The following is an 18,517-nucleotide window of genomic DNA, read 5'->3' as shown; positions in this document are numbered from 1 at the left end:
GGCCGGTGGGCGGAGTTCTGGTCTCCGCCCACCGGCCGCCTTCGTACATCTGGAGCAGAGTTGAACACCCCCCCACTGGTCACCGCTCTCCTGTCGGCCGCCCTCCTGTCCACCGCGTTCACGGCCACCACCACCCCGCACACGACGGTCTCCCCCGCGCCGTCCGTCTCCCCCGCGCCCGCCGCCGCGGCCGGATCGCTCCCGCCCGCCGTGGTGAGGGGAGCCCAGGCCCTCGTGCCGGAGGGAGCCGACTGGGATCCCCACCGCCGGGCCTTCGTGATCGGATCGGCCCTGCACGGCACCGTCTCCCTGGTGGACGCCCGGGGCCGGGTCCGTACGCTGGCGAGCCCGCCGGGTCTCGTCTCGACCTTCGGGGTACGGGTCGACGCGGCGCGCCAGCGGCTGCTGACGGCTTACTCCGACCCCGGCATGGGCACGGCCGGCACACCGGGAACCCGCGGCCGGCTCTCCGGGCTGGCGATCCTGGATCTGCGCTCCGGCCGGCTGCTGCGCAAGGTCCCGCTGGACCTCGGGCCCGGCCCGCACGGCGCGAACGATGTGGCGCTGGACCCGGCCGGCCGCGCCTATGTCACCGACTCCCTCACCGGCACGGTGTACCGGGTCGACCTCCGGGGCCGGGTCTCGGTCGTGGTGCGGGACGGGCGGCTCGCGGGCGTGGGCGGCGCGCCCGGGCTCAACGGCGTGGTCTGGCATCCGGACGGGCATCTGATCGTCGGCCAGTACGGGAGCGGCCGGTTCTACCGGGTGTTCCCGCACAGCCACCACCGGCGCGTCGGCGAAGTGGCGCTCGACCGGCCGGTGGTGGGCGCCGACGGCATGACGGTGCGCCCCGACGGCTCACTCCTCGTCGTGGCGAACGCGCTGGCCGCGCCGGGCGGCCGGGCGACGGTGTGGGTGCTGGAGTCGAAGGACGGGTGGCGGACCGCCCATGTCGAGTGCGAGGCGGGCCCCTGGGCCGACGCCGCGCCGACGGCGGCCGTGCCCACCCCGTACGGCGTCTATGTCCTCGACGGCGGCCTGGACACACTGGGCGGCCCGGAACCGGCGGGGTTCGTACTGCGCCGGTTCGGGCCGCCCGAGTAACTCCCGTACGGTCGAAGGTCCGTTCAGACGGGCTGGGGAACGCTTCCGGGGACCACGGTCGCCGGGAGCGTGGGCCAGCGGCGTTCGGTGGCCAGCCGGTTCATCGCCGGGTGGCCGCCGACGACGGTGGGGTGGCCGACGAGTTCGAGCATCGGCAGATCGCCCGGGTCGTCGGCGTAGGCGAAGCAGTCCTCGGCGGCGGCGTCGTAGGCGTCGAGGACCCGGTGCACCGCGAGGGCCTTGGCCGGGCCGAACATGGCTTCGGCCACCTCGCCGGTGAGGAGGCCCGCGCCGTCGACGGCGGGTTCGGTGCAGAGCACCACATCGACGCCGAGATGGTCGGTGATCGGCTGGAGGCTCGCCCGCCACGCTCCGGAGATCACGGCGATGACATGGCCAGCGGCCTGGTGGGAGCGGAGCGCGTCCAGGGTCGCGGAGACGAACGGCACTCCCCTGCTGTCGAGCTGGGCGTACCACTGCCGTCCCTCGGCCATCAGCTCGGCGACCGGGATCCCGGCGAGCGCCCGGTAGTACATCGCGCTGACCTCGGCCGGGGCCCCGCCCTGCCGCGCGTGCCGGCGCAGGGGTTCGACCAGGCGTTCGTACTCGGTGCCGTCGTCACCGAGGCGGGCGAGGCGGTGCCGGAGGAGGGCGAAGGGGCTCTTCATCGCGACGAGGGTCTCGTCGGCGTCGAAGAACGCCACCACCCTGCGGGAGTGCGCCATGGTCTCTGGGTCCCTTTCGGGTCGTTCGGATCGGCGGGGGGGTACGACGCGTCCGAGGCAGGCCCGGGTGGGCCTGCCTCGGACTGCGCCGGGGGGGGTTCGTGCGGCTTTCAGGCGGTACGGGTCCGGTGCGCGAGGTGGTGGGCGGAGCGCAGGGCGGCCTGGATCTCGTCGTCGCGGGCGTCCTTGAGCCGGGCCGCGAGATGGCCGTCGGGGCGGACCACGGCCGCCGTCGGTCCGGGGCCCAGCGCCCGGGCGAGCGCGGGCGGGACGGGCCGGTCGAGTTCGAGTACGGCGGTGTTCCCGGGCAGCGCGGCGAGCAGCCCCGCGCCGGCCCGGTGGCCGCCGTGCAGCAGCAGGGTGTGCCGGTCGCGGGCGACCGCGGGCCAGCGGCCGTGCCAGCCGGGTTCGTCGGTGGCGGAGACCAGCAGCGGCAGCCGGGCCCCGGTGGGCGCCGGGCGGCCGGGGCGGGCGCGGGTGCCGTAGCTGATGTCGGTCTGGGCGAGCTGGGGCGCGACATGGCGCTGGAGCACGCCGGTGAGTCCCGCCGCCCGGAACGCCGTGTCGCGCACCGCCGTGCGGAGCGGGGTGGTCGCGAGACCGACCTTGGTGAGCAGCGCCGTGTTGCGGGAGACCTGGTGGGAGATCTGGCGGCGCTCGGAGTCGTAGGTGTCCAGCACGGTTTCGCCGAGCCGGCCGTGGATGACCCCGGCGAGCTTCCAGGCGAGGTTGAACGCGTCCTGCATGCCGGTGTTCATGCCCTGTCCGCCGGCCGGGCTGACGATGTGGGCGGCGTCGCCCGCGAGGAAGCAGCGGCCGGATCTGAAGGTCTCGGCGACCCGGCAGCGCACCCGGAAGGTGGCGCTCCACAGGAGTTCCTCAATGGTGCTGCCGTGTGCGCCGCGCTCGTCCACGACGCGCTGGAAGAGTTCGCGCGAGGGCGGCGGGTCGCCGTCCTCGGCGTGGGGGACGTTGACCGCGAGCCGGAAGACGCCGTCGCCCATGGGCCCGACGGCCATCGCGCCGCGCGGCGACCAGAGGTAGTGGGAGAGGTCGTCGGCGAGGTGGGTGGTCATGGCGGCGTCGGCGATGGCGAAGGTGACGTCGACCGGGGTGCCCGCGTAGCCGATGCCGAGCCGCTCCCGGACGGTGCTGTGCGCGCCGTCCGCGCCGACGATCCAGTCGGCCTCCGCGCTCTCGTACCGTCCGCCGGGGTGTTCGAGTACGGCGACGGGGCGCGGGCCGCCGGGTTCCGCCGGGGAACCGGAACCGGTGCCGGTGCCGGTGCCGGTGCCGGTGCCGGTGCCCTCGGTGTACAGCGAGGTGAGGCGTACGCCGTCCTCGACCGTGCCGCCGAGTTCGGCCAGCCGTTCGCGGAGGATCCGCTCGGTGTCGTTCTGGGAGATCATCACGGCGAACGGGTACGGCGCGCCGGGCATTCTGCTGACGTACGCGGTGCCGATCCGGCGGCCGGCGGAGTGGAACGCCGTGCCGCCGATGCGGTGGCCGCTCGCGATCAGCTTCTCGCTGACGCCGATTCTGCCCAGGAGTTCGAGGTTGCGCGGCCAGACGACATTGGCGCGGGAGTGGGCGGTGGCGCGGCGCTCGGCGTCGACGATCCGTACCCGGATGCCCTGCTGGAGCAGTTCGCAGCCGAGTACCAGGCCGACCGGTCCGGCACCGACGACGATCACTGTGTCGGTCATCTCAGGCCGCCCACATCAGGCCGCCGTTGACCTCCAGGACATGGCCGTTGACATAGGAGCTGTCGTCGCCCGCGAGGAAGACGGCGGCGGAGCCCACCTCGTCCGGGCGGCCCAGCCGGCCTGCGAGCAGTCTGCGGCGGTAGGTCTCCCAGACGCGGCTGTCGGCGGCGACCTTCTTGCCCATGCCCTCGTCGATGTAGCCGGGCGAGAGGCAGTTGACGGTGATGCCCTTGGGGGCGAGTTCCACGGCGGAGGTGCGGGTGAACATCTCCACGGCCGCCTTGCTGGCGCTGTAGGCGGCGGCTCCGGCGGCGGTGCGGGTGGCGACGCAGGAGGAGACGTTGATGATGCGGCCGCCGCCGCGCTCGGCCATGATCCGGATCACGGCGCGGGTGCAGAGGAAGACACCGGTGAGATTGGTGCCCACGGTGGCGTTCCAGTCGGCGGCCGAGAGCCGGCTGATGCTGCCGTCGCGGCTGAGCCCCGCGTTGCTGACCAGGATGTCGAGCGCCCCGAACGTCTCCAGGGCGACCTCCACCAGCTCGGCCACGGAGTCCTCGTCGGTGACGTCGGTCTCCTGGTAGTGGACCCGGCCGGGGTAGACGTCGGCGAGTTCCTCGATGTCGTAGGGGTTCCGCGCGGCGCAGACCACGGACGCCCCCTCGGCGAGATAGCTCTCCGCGATGGCCCGGCCGAGGCCCCGGGTGCCGCCGGTGACCACGGCGGTTCTGTCCTGAAGTCGCATGAAGGTTCTCCTAGTACCAGGTGAGCAGGGCTGCTCCGGCGGTCATTCCGCCGCCGATGGAGGCGAAGAGGATGTGTTCGCCGCGCTCCAGCGGCCGGGTGCGGTGGGCTTCGTGGAGGGTGAGGGGGATGGAGGCCGCGGCCGTGTTGCCGAGGTGGGGGGCGGTGAGGACGACCTTGGCCGGGTCGATGCCCGCCTCGGCGGCGAAGGCCTCCAGCAGTCGGCGGTTGGCCTGGTGGAAGACGAAGCGGTCGATGTCGCCGAGGGCGGCGCCGCAGTCGGCGAGGGTTTCGCCGATGATTTTGTGGAGGGTGGTCATGGCGTACTCGCGCACGGAGCGGCCGTCCATCCGGAACAGCTGCTCGCCCGATTCCCTGGCGCGCTGGTCCAGCGTGGTCCGGGTGCCGCCCGCCTCGACGCCGACGTAGTGGTGGAGGTGGCCGTCCGTGCGCAGGCTGCCGCCCCGGATGCCGTACCCCTCGGGCACTTCGCCGAGGACGACCGCGCCCGCGCCGTCGCCGAAGAGGCTGACCGTTCTGCGGTCGCCGCGGTCCATGATGCGGGAGAACATGTCGGCCCCGACGAGCAGCGCGTACGAGCCGGCCGCGCGGCCGGTCAGCAGTCCCTCGGCGACGGTGAGGCCGTAGAGGAAGCCGCTGCACACGGCGTTGAGGTCGAAGGCCGGGAGCGCGGGCAGGCCCAGCTTGTGCTGGAGGATGGCGGCGGTCGAGGGCTGTGGGTGGTCGGGGGTGCAGGTCGCGACGATGAGTGCGGCGAGCTTCTCCCGTGCCTGGGGGCCCAGTGCGTCGAGGGCTTCGCGGGCGGCGGGCAGGGCGAGGTCGGATGTGGCGTCGGTGTCCGCCGCGTAGCGCCGCTCCAGCACTCCGGTGCGGCTCTCCAGCCACTCCTCGGTGGTGTCGGCCCAGGCGGCGATCTCCCGGTTGGACACGATGCGTTCGGGGACGTGGGAGCCGATGGATATCACGCCTATGGGCACGTCTGAGCCTCTCTGTGATCGTGGGGGTCGCGGGATCGCGGGGTGGGGGCGGATTTCCGGGGCGGGGGACGGGGATGGGCGGATGCCGACGGCCGGGGGAGGCGGGCTCGGTGGAGGGTGGTCAGAGGCCCATGCCGAGGCCGCCGCTGACCGGCAGGACCGCGCCGGTGATGTACGCGGCCCCGTCGCCGGTGAGGAAGCGGACGGCGGACGCGACCTCCTCGGGGGTGCCGGGGCGGCCGAGCGGCGTCCGGCGCAGATACTCCGCGCGGCGCTCGGGCCGCAGCCCGCTCGTCATGTCGGTCTCGATGAGTCCGGGCGAGACGACGTTGACGGTGATGCCGCGCGGTCCCAGCTCCCAGGCGAGCGAGCGGGCCAGGCCGACGAGTCCGGCCTTGGCGGCGGCGTAGTTGACCTGCCCCGGCGAGCCGGTGAAGGCCGCGGAGGAGGAGATCAGCACCAGCCGGCCCCAGCGTTCGGCCAGCATGCCGCGCGCGGCGTGCTTCGCGAGCCGGATCGCGGCGCGCAGATTGGTGTCGATGACCTCGTCGACGAGGTCGTCGCCCATCCGCAGCAGCAGGGCGTCCCGGGTGATCCCCGCGTTCGCGACGAGGATCTCCACCTCGCCCTGTTCCTTCCGTACGGCGTCGAAGGCGTTCTCGACCGCCGCCGGGTCGGTGATGTCGCAGGCGACCCCGTACAGACCGGGGGGCGGCTCTCCCGTGCGGAAGGTGACGGCCACCCGGTCGCCCCGGGCGGCGAGATCGCGGGCGACGGCGAGGCCGATGCCCCGGTTGCCGCCGGTGACGAGGACGGAGCGGCCGGGGGCGGGCTGTCCGTCCCGGGCGGGCTGGTCGCTCACGCGGCGGTCACCACCACGACGGCGTTCTGCCCGCCGAAGCCGAACGAGTTGGAGACCGCGGCCCCGATGGCCATCGGGCGCGCCTCCTTGGCGACCACGTCCGCCTCGATCTCCGGGTCGACACCGCCGAGGTTGGCGGTGGGCGGTACGGAGCCCCGGGCCACGGCGAGCACGGTGTAGGCGGCCTCGACCGCGCCGGCCGCGCCGATCAGATGGCCGATGACGCCCTTGGCCGAGGTCACGGCGGGCGGCCGTTCGCCGAAGACGCGGCCGATCATCCGGGACTCGGTCACATCGTTGAGCGGGGTGGAGGTGCCGTGCGCGTTGATGTGCGCCACTTCCCGGGCGGGGAGGCAGGCGTCGGCGAGCGCGGCGCGCACGGCCCGTTCGGCCCCCTCGCCGCCGGGGTGCGGGGCGGAGGGGTGGTGGCCGTCGGCGGAGGCTCCGAAGCCGCTGATCCGGGCGTGGACCCGGGCGCGCCGGGCGCGGGCGTCCGCGAGCCGTTCCAGGACGAGCACCCCGGCGCCTTCCCCGGCGACGAATCCGTCGCGGTCGGCGTCGAAGGGCCGGGACGCCTCGGCGGGGGCGTGCCCGCGCCGGGAGAGCGCGCCCATGCGGTAGAGGCTGGCCATGCCGGTCGGGGTGAGCGCGGCTTCCGCGCCGCCGGCCAGCACGATGTCGCAGGCTCCGCTCTCCAGCAGCATCCGGCCGTAGCCGATGGCGGTGGTGCCGGAGGCGCAGGCGGAGGAGACCACCTGGTTGGGGCCGAGCGCCTGGCAGTCCATGGCGATGTATCCGGCGGTCATATTGACCGGGGCCTTCACCATGAGCTGGGGCGAGACGACGGAAGCGCCGCCCTGGACGAAGGAGTCGTACTCCCGCTCGAAGCTGGCCGAGCCGCCGAACGAGGTGCCGATCACCACGCCGACGCGCGCGCCGTCCCAGGCCGCCGGGTCGAGCCCGGCGTCGGCGACGGCCTGCCGGGCCGCCGCCACACCGAGCTGGCTGACCCGGTCCATCCGGAGCGCGGCGCGGCGGCCGAGCAGGGCGACGGGGTCGAAGTCCGGCACCCGGCAGGAGAAGTCGACCGGCAGACCGGCGAGGGCCTCGTCGCGGGTGGCGGTGGACTCGCCGGACCAGACGCGCGCCTCGTTGGCCGCGACGCCGATGCCGGCCGGGGTGAGCAGTCCGAGTCCGGTGACGGCGACGTCGTACCGCTCGGCACGGGTGGTACGGGTGGTCGCTCCGGTCATGCCTGCACCGCCAGCTTTTCGTCCAGGGTGGCGAGGACGTCGCCGAGGGTGCGCTCGACGCTCAGCTCGGTCTCGTCGACGACGACGCCGAACTCCTTCTCGACGGCGACGCTCAGCTCGATGAGGAGGAGGGAGTCGAGGTCCAGCGATTCGAGGGTGGCGTCGGGGACGAGAGCGGCCGTCTCGATGCCGATCTTGTTGGCGAGGAGACCGAAGAAACGATTCTGAACGCTGCTCATGGTGTTCTCTCCTGTCGGTGACATGTGAGGTGTGGGGAGGTGTGGGGAGTGTGGGCTCCGTGGGGGAGGAGCCGCAGGATCTCCGTGGGGGGAGTTCAGGGGCGGGCGGCGTCGCGGGACGCCTGCTCCGGGCGGCTCGGGCGGCTGACGACGGCGGCGGTGAAGGTGAACCCGCCGCCCCCGTTGAGTACGACGGCGTACTGACCGGGCTCCAGCCAGGGGCCGGTGGCGAGGTCGGCGAGGGAGGCGTTGAGGTCTCCCGCGCCCACGTGTCCGGTGGCCCGGCCCAGGTCCAGCAGCGCCGCCGGAGTGGACTGCACCAGCGGCGGGGTGTACGCCTCGGCCATGGCCTTGGCTCCGAGCCGGGGCAGCACCGCGTACCGCAGCCGTGGGTCGTCCGGGGCCAGTCCGGCGTCGGCGAGCGCCTCGGTCACGGCGGCCCGGATCCCCTCGTGCGCGGCCTTGGTGAAGCGCTCGACGCCGAATGCGCGGATGAAGTGCCGCTTGGTGCGGCGGACGTCGATCATCGGACTGTGCCCGAGCGGTGTCGCGTTGAGCCCGTCGTCGCCCCGGTGCATGACTTCCAGTCCGGCGGCGACGGTGGTGGCGAGCGCGTGCAGGACGAGATCCGACGGGAGTACGTCGCCCCGGTGCACGAGCACCGCCGTGCCCGCGTCGCCCGCGGCCATGCCGTAGTCGGTGCGCCAGCGGTGCCAGCTCGGCATCAGGAAACGGTCGCCGGTGGTGACCAGCGCCGGGCCCGCCTGCGGATCGCCCTGGAGCCGGGTGACGGCCAGCTCCACGCCGATCGCGCCGCCGTTGCACTGCTGGAGCAGCCCGATCGGCACCGCGCCGTCCGCGCCCAGCTCATGGGCGATGTAGTGGGGCGCGGACCAGGCGTCGTGCCCCTGGTGGTGCACGCTGGCGTGCAGCACGGTCGAGAGCGCCTCGGCCGGGCAGTCCGCGCCCGCCAGCGCCTCGCGGCCCGCCGCCACCGCCATGTCCGGCGGCGCGGTCTCCTCGCTCACCGGAAGCTCCGTGTAGCCGAGGTCGGCCGCCGTGCGCGCGTCGACGTCGCCCGCCGCCAGGGCCTCGGCCACGGTCTGCCGCGCGGTGGGGTACCAGGCCCTGGCCACCAGGCCGTACGGGGTGCGCAGCCTCATCGCGGGCCCTTCCCGCCGGGGCCGGACAGGGTCACTTCGGCCGTGCAGACCACCCCGTCCGACTGCCGGAACTCCACGGCCACGACATGGTGGTCGTCGCCGGCCGGGCGGGCGGTGACGGTGGTCGGGGCGTCGTGCTCCACGAACCGCTGGAAGCGGGCCTTGACCGCGGTGACCTGCCCGGGCCCCCCGGCCGCTCCTCCGTCAGATCCGTCAGATCCGTCAGATCCGTCCGAGCCGTCAGATCCGTCCGCGAAGATCGCGGCCTGGCGGGCGGCCTCCAGCAGGGCCATCGCGGGCACATGGTCGAGCGGGTGGTCGTAGAAGACCGGGTGGGCGACGGGCACATCGAGGACCGCCCTGCTCCGCCCGGCGTTCCGCTCGCCGTCCGCGAGGACGACATTCTCCGCGAGCCTTCGGCCGACGGCCCCGGGCGCGAGGGGCGAGCCGGGCCCGCGCGCGGGCATCGCGTCCGAGAGCGGTGCCGGTGAGCTGCGCCGCAGCGTACGGAAGCCCTCGTACGCCGCCTTGTTGGGGTACCCCGCGCCGACGGTGCCGCGGGCCACCAGTTCGCCCGCGAGATACATCTCGGCCACCAGGGTCGCCCCCAGCAGTCTGCCCGCGCGCCGGTTGAGGTTCCTCGCCTCGATCATCAGCAGGAGCCGGGCGGGGCCGTCGCCGTCGCCGTGGCCGTCGCCGCTGTCACCGTCGCCCGGGGGAAGCGGCGCGGCGCCGGTGAGCCGGATGCCCCACTCGGTGATGAGGAACGCGGTGTCCATCGGCACCCCGAGATGGCGGTGGGCCACCGCGGTTCCGGCCTGGCGGAAGCACTCCAGCAGCAGCAGGGGATCGACGGGGCCGACGGCACCGGTGTGGTCGCCGAAGCAGGCGTGCGCCCGGGGGAGCAGCGCGGCCACCGCGTACCGGCCGGGACCGGCCGCGGCGGAGTCGGTGACAAAGACCTCCGCGTCCGCGTGGCGGTGGACGACGGAACGCTCGACAGGGCGGTCGTACGCGAGCACCGGGTCCCCCGGTGCCACGGTGTCCGCCGGATGCTCCTGGCCCGTGATCGTCATGCCTGCCCCCACCTGATTCCCCTGCTCGGTCGTCTCACAGGCCAATCTGGCAGGCGGTACGCGCGAATCGGCTCAGGGAATGGGCAGGCCCGGACAAGCTCTCGCCCCGAACGCCTCTACGTTCGCTCAAGAACCGCCAGTGACTGACCGGTGACCGCCCGATGACCGATCGACCGGTCCGTGCGTGGCGGCTCCGGGTCGGAGACCGCTGGTGCACCCAGTCGGCTGCGGCTGCGGCTCCGGCTGCCCGAAGAGGCAACACGGGTGCCCTCGGCGGGCGGGGCCCGGGCTGGACGGGGTCGGACGGGCGGGTCGAAGGTGGTGGGGCGGGGTCGTGGGCAGGGGGATGAGGATGGACGGGTACGAGCATCAGCGGGAACAGGAGCGCGAGCGGGAGCACGACCGGGGTCGTCCGCTCGACGGCGAACGGCGGGAGAGCGCCCCGGCCCCGGACGCGGGCACCGCGCGTCTCTACCGGGCGGCGGCCGCCGGACGGGCCGATGTCGCCGGGGCGGCGGGGCTGAGCGCGCTCCAGCGGGCGGTGGGAAACGGCGCGGTGGGCACGCTGGTCCAGCGGCAGAAGCGGGCCGGGGCCCCTGAGCGGGCGGAGCCGGTCGGCGAGGAGCAGCGCTCCCCGGTCCACGATGTCATCGCCTCCGGCGGCGGAGCGCCGCTCGACGCCGGGGTGCGCGCCGATCTGGAGGGCCGGATGGGCGCGGACTTCTCCGACGTCCGCGTACACACCGGCACGGCGGCGCACGAGTCGGCGAAGGGCGTCGGCGCGCACGCGTACACCGTCGGGAACAACGTGGTCTTCCAGCGCGACGCCTACGATCCGTCCTCGCCCCAGGGCCGTACGACCCTCGCCCATGAGCTGACCCATGTGATCCAGCAGCGCAACGGTCCGGTCGACGGCTCGGAGGCGCCCGGCGGGATCCGGGTGAGCGACCCGTCCGACCGCTTCGAACGGGAGGCCGTCGCCAACGCGGACCGGGTGCTGTCGGCCCCGGCGACCGCTCCCCCGGCCGCCGCCGGTCCCTCGGTGCAGCGCGCGGCGACGGAGGACGAGGAGGAGCGGCCGGCGGATGTGCAGGGGTCCTTCGTCCAGCGGACGGCTTCGGAGGGGGCCGAGGAGGAAGAGTCCCCGCCCGAGTGACTCGGTCGCGTCGTGTAGTTCCCTAGTTCTCCCGGTCGTCGCCGGACTGCATCGTTCCGCCGAGGAAGAGCGATTCGGCGCACCGCGAGGGCGTCGGCGCGTTCACCGGTTTGCCCACCTTGCGGCAGTTCACGGTCATGGTGACCTGGCCGCCCTCGGGTACGAGGATGGGCGTGACGAAGTGGTAGTCGGAGTCCCGGAAGTTCTCCAGGGCGAGGCTCAGCACGGTGCCGCTCTCACCGGCGGAGACGGTGACGGTTCCGGCGTCGCCCTGGGGGTTCTGGATCACGATGTCGGTCAGCCGGAAGGTCTTGCCGTCCGGCACCTCCAGCGCGGCCGCGGTGTTCGAGCCGCCTCCCACGGAATCTCTGACCTGCAACTGAGCGCTGGTGGGGGCCGGTTCGCCGGATCCTTCGGCGGATGAGCCGTCCGACGGGGAGGGGCTGGGCGAAGGGCTCGGCCCGCCGGTCGCGCCGGAGTTCGCGCCGCTGCTCGCACCACTGCTCGTGCCGCTGCTGGTGCCCGTACCGCTGCCCGGGCTCGCGCCCGGCTCCCCGCTCGCGCCGGAGTTCGCGCCGGAGTCCGCCTCCCCGCCCGGCGTCGGCATCCCCTGGGCGGTCGCCGACGCGATCGCCTCGGGGGTGATCGCCTCCCGGGCCGCCGACTTCACGGCCGGCCGGAGCAGCGCGTACCAGAGCCCGATCAGCGCGACGACCAGGAGCGCCGTGATCACGGCCGCCCTCGGCAGCCAGCGCGGCAGGAGTGCTTCCTGCTGGTACGAGCCGTCCAGGACCACCGGGTCGGGCGCCTCCACCCCCTCCGGCGCGGCCGGGGTGACGAGGGCCTGGAAGGGGTGGGTGACCGGGGTGCCCCACCACAGCCGTTTGACCGGCGTGATCCGCAGTCCGCCGAACTCGGCCCGGCCGGGCTCGATCCGGAGTTCGGGTTCGTTGAAGGAGACACGGGCGCGTTCGGTGCCGGAGCGCGATCCGAGCCGTACGGCGATCGGTGTGTTGCCCCGGTTGTCGACGGCGAGCTGATGTCTGCCCCGCAGGGCCCCGTGGGAGCTGTTCGGCACCAGCTCGGCGGTGACCTCGGTGAAGGGCAGGACGATCACCCGTCCTTCGGGCACCACCGGTTCGCCCTGCCCGCTGGTCGGCACGACCCGGACGCCGAACGGCGTCTCGCCCGCCGGGACGGACGGATCGCGCGGCGGGCGCAGGGTGAGTGTCGCGCTCTCGGAGCTGCCGGGGTAGAGGGAGAGCGCGGCCGGTTCCACCGTCGCCCAGGCCGCACAGGCTCCGACCACCTCGAACCGGTACTCCTCCACGGTGTCACCGGAGTTGAGGACCCGCAGGGGAAGGCTCGTCTCCTCGCCCGGTACGGCGGTGACGAACGGCTCCTGGAGACTTGCGGTGAGACTCATACCGCGCACCGTAGGGTCGTCGCGGATCCTCGGACATGGACCGCGCAGGAACACTTTCGGGCAGATCGCCTGCCCGCGGAAGCGTTCGAGTTTCCCTCTCCGGATACCCGGGAATCTTCTGTCAGCCTCGTACCATCTGAGGCCAACGAACGCAGCCGTGATGGTTGTGCCTTCCGTGACGCGACCCGGCTGTTGCTCAGGGGGTGCTTTGCCATGGAGCGTACAAGCGTCGCATTACGTGCCCAGGACCCGATCTCACAGGCCGGAGTGGCCAGTCAGTTACGGTCCCGTCCCGAGGTCAGCATGACCGAGTGGGGCGAGGGTGAACCGCCGCCACCGGTCGATGTGGCCGTGGTGGTCGTGGACACGGTGGACGAGACGGTGTTGCGGATGCTCCGCAACATCCAGCGGACCAGCCCTTCGCGCACGGTGCTGGTCACGACCGACATCGATGAACAGAAGCTGGTCAGCGCGGCGGAGTGCGGTGTCGCCGGGGTGGTCCGGCGGTCCGAGGCGACGCCGGAGCACCTGGTCCAGGTGATCGGGACGGTGGCGCGCGGCGAGGGCCATCTTCCGTCCGATCTGCTGGGGCGGCTGCTCGAAGAGGTGGGCCGGCTCCAGGGCCAGGTGCTGGGGCCGCGCGGGCTCCATTTCACCGGGCTGGCCTCCCGGGAGGTCGATGTGCTGCGGCTGGTCGCCGAGGGATACGACACCGCCGACATCGCCACCAAACTGGCGTACTCCGAACGCACGATCAAAAACGTGCTGCACTCGGTCATGACCCGTCTGCAACTGCGCAATCGTTCGCATGCGGTGGCATACGCGATGCGCCAGGGCCTGATCTGAGCCGGGCCCGACCGGCCCACCGCCCCGCCGACCCTCGTGGGCCCGCCGCCCCGCCGACCCTCGCGGGCCCGATGGCCGGGCCGGCTGCCCGAAAGGGCATCGGCGGCTTCCCACGCGTGTGGCCGCGCTCCCCTGTGGGACCCGGGGCGGTACGGCACGGTGAACTGCGGCAGGCCGGCGTCCGGTCGGAGGGGGAGGGATTCCATGCGGGTTTTTCAGCCATTCCGGCGATCACCACAATCCCGGACGGAGCGGCCCCCGGGGCCCCGGGGAGTACCCGGCACCGCCCTCCGTCGCCCGGCCGTCGCCCTGCTGCTCCTGGTCTCGGCCGTCGTCGCACCCGGCTCGGGATCGGCGGCGGCAGGCACCGGGGCCGGGGCGAGTGCGGCCGGTGTCCCCTCGGACCCGGTCACTCCGGCCGTGGTGGAGGAGGCGGTCGACCCCGGCGGCTCGATCGGGGTGGACAAGGAGGTGCGTACACCTGCGATTCCACCCAAGCCGGATGTGGTCCTGCTGGTGGACGGCACCAACAGCATGGAAGACAGCATCGACGACATAAAGGGCCAATTGTCCGCGATCACCGGCAAGGTCCGCGAGACCCAGCAGGACTCCCGCTTCGCCGTCGCCACCTTCGGCGACCAGGAGCTGGACCCGGCCAACGGGCAGTTCGAGGTGCTCCAGGGGCTGACACACGATCTCACCGCCGTACGCGAAGGCGTCAACCAGCTCGACCACCTCCGAGGCATCGGCAGCCGGGGCCCCTCCGAGGACTGGATCAACGGGCTGTGGCAGATCGCCAACGGGGCCGGCGGCGAGACCGTCTTCCGCGAGGGGGCCAGCCCGGTCGTCGTCCTGGTCGGCGACGCCTCCAGCCACAACCCCAGCGCGGGCCACACCATCGGCGACACCATCTCCGACCTCCAGGCCAAGAACGTCCGGGTGATCGGTGTCGATGTGGAGACCAGGATCGGCGACGGACTCAACGGCAATGGCGACGCGGGCAATGACGACGGTCAGATCGAGGACCCTCCCACCACCCCCGGACAGGCCACCCGGATCATCACCGCCACCGGCGGCAGACTGCTGACGAACATCAAGGAGGACGAGGTCGCCGAGGCCATCGTCGAAGGCTTCGACAACCTCCCCACCAGCGTCGGCCACCAACTCGCCGACTGCGACCCCGATCTGACCGTCTCCCTCGAACCGCCGACCCGCAAGGTCACCAGCGGTGCGGTCGCCGCCTTCGAGGAGACCGTGGACGTCGCGACCGACGCGCCCCAGGGCGCGACGCTGACCTGCACGGTCCAGTTCCTGCTGGGCGCCCAGGCCCCCGGCGACGAGGAGATCGGCCCGGCCGCCGTGGCCGACCCCGGCTACCAGCAGAAGATCAGCGTCAAGGTGAACGACGTCAGCGGCCCCGAGGTCGTCGTGGACGACCGCACCGTCCGGGCCGAGGACGAGGAGGGCGCGCGGGTGAGATACCGGGCGACCGCGCGGGACGACATCGACGGCACACTGGTCCCCCGCTGCGTCCCCCCGTCGGGATCGCTGTTCCCGATCGGCACGACGACCGTCGTCTGCACGGCCGTCGACTCCCGGGGGAACGTCGGACGGGACACCGCCGTGGTGGAGGTGCTCGAAATGCCGGAGGTGCCGAAGGATCCCCCGGGCGAGAAACCCCCGGGGCCCCAGAAGCCCCCGAAGCCTCCGAAACCGTCCGAGCCGCTGGCCGATGTGGCCGTGAGCGTCGACGTCAGCCCCGACCGTACGTACACCACCCGCCCCGCCCGTACCCGCTTCACCCTCACCAACGCGGGCCCCGACACGGCGACCAATGTCGTCCTCCGCTCGGTCTGGCCCGAACCGGCCCGCGCGAAGGACCGCACACTGCGCGCCCTGAACCGCTGCACGGCCGCCGCCCCCTGCTCCATCCCGGCGGGTGAGCGCCTCCAGATCACCCAGACCGGGACGTACCGTACGGCTGTGAACAGCGAGGTACGGGCCACCGTGCGCGGCGCCCGGACCGACCGCCGTCCCGTCAACAACAAGGACAGCGACCGGCTGCGTGTCCTCAAGCCCTCGCTGACCGTGACCCCCGAGGTCGCCAAGCCCGGCCAGCCGGTACTGGCCCGGGGCAAGGACTATCCGCCGGGCACGGCCGTACACCTCACCTGGAACGTGGGCATCACCGCGAGCACGGCCGCCGTGACCGCCGCACGGGACGGGACCTTCGAGGCGCAGGTCCTGGTCTTGCGCAAGGACCGTCTCGGCCCGCGCGAACTCCGGGCCTCCGCGCGGAATCTGGCCCGGCTGAAGAGACCGGTGCTGGTGGTGCAGCGGAATCTCCAGCCGCCGGACTTCGCGGGCCGCTCATGAGCGGGCGGGCGCACGGGCCGGGGATGATCGAGTGATCCATGAGGTGGACGACGTACTGCGCACCCTGATCAGGTCCGAGGTGCTCGAAGGCGGCCAGATCTCGGTGGTCTTCGACGCCCCGACCAGGGAGTGGGCGGCGAAGGTCAACGCGCCGATGGTCAATCTCTATCTGTACGACATCCGCGAGGACATGCGGCGGCGCGAACGCGGTCTGCACAATGAGTACGACGAGCGCGGCACGGTCGTCGCGCGCCGCCGGCCGCCGCGCTTCTTCAAACTGTCGTACCTGATCACGGCATGGACGAAACGGCCGGAGGACGAACACCGGCTGCTCTCCTCGCTGCTGGCCTGCCTGCTGCGGTACGAGGCGCTCCCGCCGGAGCGGCTGACCGGCTCGCTGGCCGAGATCGGACTCTCCGTACCGATGTCGATCGCGCTGCCGCCGCCGGAGGACCGCTCCTTCGCCGATGTGTGGAGCGCGCTCGGCGGCGAGCTGAAGCCCTCGCTCGACCTGGTGATCAGCGTCCCGGTGACCGCCTCGCCCGTCTACACGGCGGGTCCGCCGGTCGAGGACGAGGGGATGCGGGCACGGTTCGGGGACGCTCCGGCGAGCCCGAGGGGGCGGAAGGGGCCGCCGGTGTACGGGGGCAAGGGCGATGAGCGAGTGCGTTCCAGCGCATCGCGCGCTTCGGGCGCGGGGCTCTCACGGCGGATCGTGGAGACGCGCGGTACGGAGACCGCCGAGTGACGGACCCGACCCGGAGCCTGCGCCATCTGCTCGACCGGGCGGTGGCAGTGGAGCGGCGGGTGCGGCGGGCGGTCGAGGCACGGGCGGCGACGGATCCGGATCCGGAGGACGCCTTCCGAGGTCTGTATCTGACGGAGGAGAACATCACCCGGCTCCTGGACGACCAGGACGCCCGCGCTTTCCCGGGCCCGGGCCCCCGGCCCGCCGATCCTCCGCCGGAACCGGAACCGGAATCTTCACGGCTCACCGATCTGGTCCGGGAGTTCGAGCTCACGCCGCTGGACACGGAGATCCTGCTGATCACCCTCGTACCCGATCTGGACGACCGTTTCGAGGCGTTCTACGGGTATCTCAACGACGATGTGACCCGTCGCCGTCCCTCCATCGGCCTGGCCCTCGGGCTGTGCGGGCTCTCCCCCGCCGACCGGGAGGCCCGCGCCCGGCTGAGCGCTCAGGCACCGCTGCGGGCGGGTCGGCTGCTGCTGGTGGAGGATCCGGAGCGGCCGTTTCTGAGCCGTGCGCTCCGGGTGCCGGACCGGGTCGCCGCGCATCTGCTCGGCGACGACACCCCCGATCCCCGGCCGGCCGATCTGCTCGCGCCCTGGCGCCCGACACCGGGCGCGGGCGACCCCGCGCCCCTGGCCGGGGCCCTCGCCGAGGGCGTCGCGCTCGCCTACCTCCGCGAGGACCAGGGCGGCGCGGGCACCGCGCTCGCCGCCTCGGCGCTCGGCCTCGCGGGCCGCCGAGTGCTGGGGCTGGACCTGGCCCGGCTCGCGGAGGACCCCGCTCCGGCGGAGGCGGTGCGCGCCCTGGTGCGCGAGGCCCGGCTGACCGGGGCCGGCCTGGTCTGCGCCCCGATCGACGCGGTGGCCCGCGAACACCCCCGGCTGCTGCGGCTGCTGACGGCCACACCGGTACCGGTGATCCTGGTCGGGCGAGTGCCCTGGGACGCGTCCTGGTCGGCCACCCCGCCGCTCGCCCTGCACGCCCCGAGGGTGGAACCGGCGGCGCGCGCCGCCCTGTGGACCCAGGCGTACCAGCGGCTGGCGACCGCACCGGTCCCCGACTCCATCGACGCCGGACGGCTCCTCTCTCCCTTCCTCCTCACCCCCGAACAGATCACCGGCGCGGCCCACTCCGCCGCCCAGACGGCCCGGCTGCACGGCGGCGTCCTCACCCCCGACCAGGTCCGCCACGGCGCCCGCGCCCAGAACGCGGCCGGGCTCGACCGGCTGGCCCGCCGTATCGAACCCACCGTGACCTGGGACGACCTCGTCCTCCCCGCCGACACCCACGCCCAGCTCCGCGAACTCACCGCCCGCGCCCGCCACCGCGACCAAGTCCTCGGAGCCTGGGGCATGCGCCCCGGCGGCGGCCGCGGCCGAGGTGTCTCCGCGCTCTTCGCCGGGGACTCCGGTACGGGAAAGACCATGTCCGCCGAGGTGATCGCGGCCGATCTGGGGCTGGACCTCTACACGGTCGACCTCGCCACCGTGATCGACAAATACGTCGGCGAGACCGAGAAGAACCTCGAACGGATCTTCTCCGAGGCGGCCGGCGTCAACGGCGTCCTCCTCTTCGACGAGGCCGACGCCATCTTCGGCAAACGCTCCGACGTCAAAGACGCCCACGACCGCTACGCCAACGTCGAGAGCGCGTACCTCCTCCAGCGCATGGAGTCCTTCGACGGCCTCGCCATCCTCGCCACCAACCTCCGCGCCAACCTCGACGACGCCTTCACCCGCCGCCTCGACCTCGTCATCGACTTCCCCGTCCCCGCCCCACCCCAACGCCTGCTCCTCTGGCACCGCTCCCTCGGCCCCCACCTCCCCCGCACCCCCGACCTCGACCTCCCCTTCTGCGCCGACAACTTCGAACTCGCCGGCGGCAACATCCGCTCCATCGCGGTCACAGCCGCGTACCTGGCGGCGGAGACGGGCGAGCCGGTCTCGATGAGGACACTGATCCACGCGATCCAGCGGGAGTACCAGAAGCTGGGGAGGCTGACGCTGGCGTCGGAGTTCGGGCCGTATCTGGGGTTGCTGACGTGACCGGCGGGCCGGTCAGACCTTGATGAGACGGCGTCGATCGCGTA

General features: G+C 73.2%; 16 protein-coding genes. 6 read left to right on the top strand and 10 right to left on the bottom strand.

Features of this window, described 5'->3' with window-relative positions:
- Nucleotides 1-60 precede the first annotated feature (60 nt).
- Nucleotides 61-1,104 carry a hypothetical protein gene (locus IE247_RS13355; RefSeq protein ID WP_190123272.1) on the top strand — a complete coding sequence of 348 codons (1,044 nt, stop codon included), beginning with the start codon at nucleotides 61-63 and terminating at the stop codon, nucleotides 1,102-1,104.
- 23 nt (nucleotides 1,105-1,127) lie between these two features.
- Here IE247_RS13355 and IE247_RS13350 read toward each other — a convergent pair whose 3' ends face one another.
- From IE247_RS13350 to IE247_RS13310, 9 genes are all read right to left on the bottom strand, one after another.
- The gene (locus IE247_RS13350) at nucleotides 1,128-1,829 is read right to left on the bottom strand and encodes an HAD family hydrolase (RefSeq protein WP_190123271.1); all 702 of its coding nucleotides are present in this window, start codon (nucleotides 1,827-1,829) and stop codon (nucleotides 1,128-1,130) included.
- A gap of 110 nt (nucleotides 1,830-1,939) precedes the next feature.
- A complete protein-coding gene (locus IE247_RS13345) occupies nucleotides 1,940-3,535 on the bottom strand; it encodes an FAD-dependent monooxygenase (RefSeq protein ID WP_190123270.1) in 1,596 nt (531 codons plus the stop codon).
- Between the two features lies 1 nt (nucleotide 3,536).
- Nucleotides 3,537-4,280 carry an SDR family NAD(P)-dependent oxidoreductase gene (locus IE247_RS13340; protein ID WP_190123269.1) on the bottom strand — a complete coding sequence of 248 codons (744 nt, stop codon included), beginning with the start codon at nucleotides 4,278-4,280 and terminating at the stop codon, nucleotides 3,537-3,539.
- A 10-nt stretch (nucleotides 4,281-4,290) separates the two neighbouring features.
- The gene (locus IE247_RS13335) at nucleotides 4,291-5,277 is read right to left on the bottom strand and encodes a 3-oxoacyl-ACP synthase III family protein (RefSeq protein WP_190123268.1); all 987 of its coding nucleotides are present in this window, start codon (nucleotides 5,275-5,277) and stop codon (nucleotides 4,291-4,293) included.
- 121 nt (nucleotides 5,278-5,398) lie between these two features.
- Entirely contained in the window at nucleotides 5,399-6,139 is a 741-nt protein-coding gene (fabG, locus tag IE247_RS13330; protein WP_190123267.1) for a 3-oxoacyl-ACP reductase FabG, read from the bottom strand.
- Nucleotides 6,136-7,392: a beta-ketoacyl-[acyl-carrier-protein] synthase family protein gene (locus IE247_RS13325; RefSeq protein WP_190123266.1), complete on the bottom strand. Its 1,257-nt coding sequence runs from the start codon at nucleotides 7,390-7,392 to the stop codon at nucleotides 6,136-6,138. Before IE247_RS13325 ends, fabG begins: the two co-directional genes overlap by 4 nt.
- Nucleotides 7,389-7,631 carry a phosphopantetheine-binding protein gene (locus IE247_RS13320; RefSeq protein ID WP_190123265.1) on the bottom strand — a complete coding sequence of 81 codons (243 nt, stop codon included), beginning with the start codon at nucleotides 7,629-7,631 and terminating at the stop codon, nucleotides 7,389-7,391. The genes IE247_RS13325 and IE247_RS13320 overlap by 4 nt, the downstream gene beginning before the upstream one ends.
- Before the next feature lie 95 nt (nucleotides 7,632-7,726).
- Nucleotides 7,727-8,794: a beta-ketoacyl-[acyl-carrier-protein] synthase family protein gene (locus IE247_RS13315; RefSeq protein ID WP_190123264.1), complete on the bottom strand. Its 1,068-nt coding sequence runs from the start codon at nucleotides 8,792-8,794 to the stop codon at nucleotides 7,727-7,729.
- Nucleotides 8,791-9,870 carry a ScbA/BarX family gamma-butyrolactone biosynthesis protein gene (locus IE247_RS13310; RefSeq protein WP_190123263.1) on the bottom strand — a complete coding sequence of 360 codons (1,080 nt, stop codon included), beginning with the start codon at nucleotides 9,868-9,870 and terminating at the stop codon, nucleotides 8,791-8,793. The genes IE247_RS13315 and IE247_RS13310 overlap by 4 nt, the downstream gene beginning before the upstream one ends.
- A 346-nt stretch (nucleotides 9,871-10,216) precedes the next feature.
- Between IE247_RS13310 and IE247_RS13305 the strand changes: the two genes are divergently transcribed.
- Entirely contained in the window at nucleotides 10,217-11,026 is an 810-nt protein-coding gene (locus tag IE247_RS13305; protein ID WP_373305550.1) for an eCIS core domain-containing protein, read from the top strand.
- A 22-nt stretch (nucleotides 11,027-11,048) separates the two neighbouring features.
- Here IE247_RS13305 and IE247_RS13300 read toward each other — a convergent pair whose 3' ends face one another.
- Complete coding sequence (locus tag IE247_RS13300; RefSeq protein ID WP_190123261.1) at nucleotides 11,049-12,452, bottom strand: COG1470 family protein; 1,404 nt, start codon at nucleotides 12,450-12,452, stop codon at nucleotides 11,049-11,051.
- A 213-nt stretch (nucleotides 12,453-12,665) separates the two neighbouring features.
- On the opposite strand from IE247_RS13300, the gene IE247_RS13295 reads away from it, so the two are divergent.
- The 4 genes from IE247_RS13295 (at nucleotide 12,666) to IE247_RS13280 (ending at nucleotide 18,473) form a co-directional block, all read left to right on the top strand.
- Complete coding sequence (locus tag IE247_RS13295) at nucleotides 12,666-13,298, top strand: helix-turn-helix transcriptional regulator (RefSeq protein ID WP_190123260.1); 633 nt, start codon at nucleotides 12,666-12,668, stop codon at nucleotides 13,296-13,298.
- A 204-nt stretch (nucleotides 13,299-13,502) separates the two neighbouring features.
- Nucleotides 13,503-15,674, top strand: coding sequence for a VWA domain-containing protein (locus IE247_RS13290; protein ID WP_190123259.1), 2,172 nt, complete (start codon nucleotides 13,503-13,505; stop codon nucleotides 15,672-15,674).
- A 31-nt stretch (nucleotides 15,675-15,705) separates the two neighbouring features.
- The gene (locus IE247_RS13285) at nucleotides 15,706-16,422 is read left to right on the top strand and encodes a Pvc16 family protein (RefSeq protein ID WP_190123258.1); all 717 of its coding nucleotides are present in this window, start codon (nucleotides 15,706-15,708) and stop codon (nucleotides 16,420-16,422) included.
- Nucleotides 16,419-18,473 (top strand): ATP-binding protein, encoded by a 2,055-nt coding sequence (locus IE247_RS13280; RefSeq protein ID WP_190123257.1) that lies wholly within the window; start codon nucleotides 16,419-16,421, stop codon nucleotides 18,471-18,473. The genes IE247_RS13285 and IE247_RS13280 overlap by 4 nt, the downstream gene beginning before the upstream one ends.
- Nucleotides 18,474-18,517 lie beyond the last annotated feature (44 nt).

Origin of the sequence: Streptomyces inusitatus, from assembly GCF_014651115.1 — a bacterium.
In the GTDB taxonomy this organism is placed as follows: domain Bacteria; phylum Actinomycetota; class Actinomycetes; order Streptomycetales; family Streptomycetaceae; genus Streptomyces; species Streptomyces amakusaensis.
The sequence above is the reverse complement of the archived record's forward strand: the minus strand, read 5'-3'. Positions and strand labels throughout refer to the sequence as shown.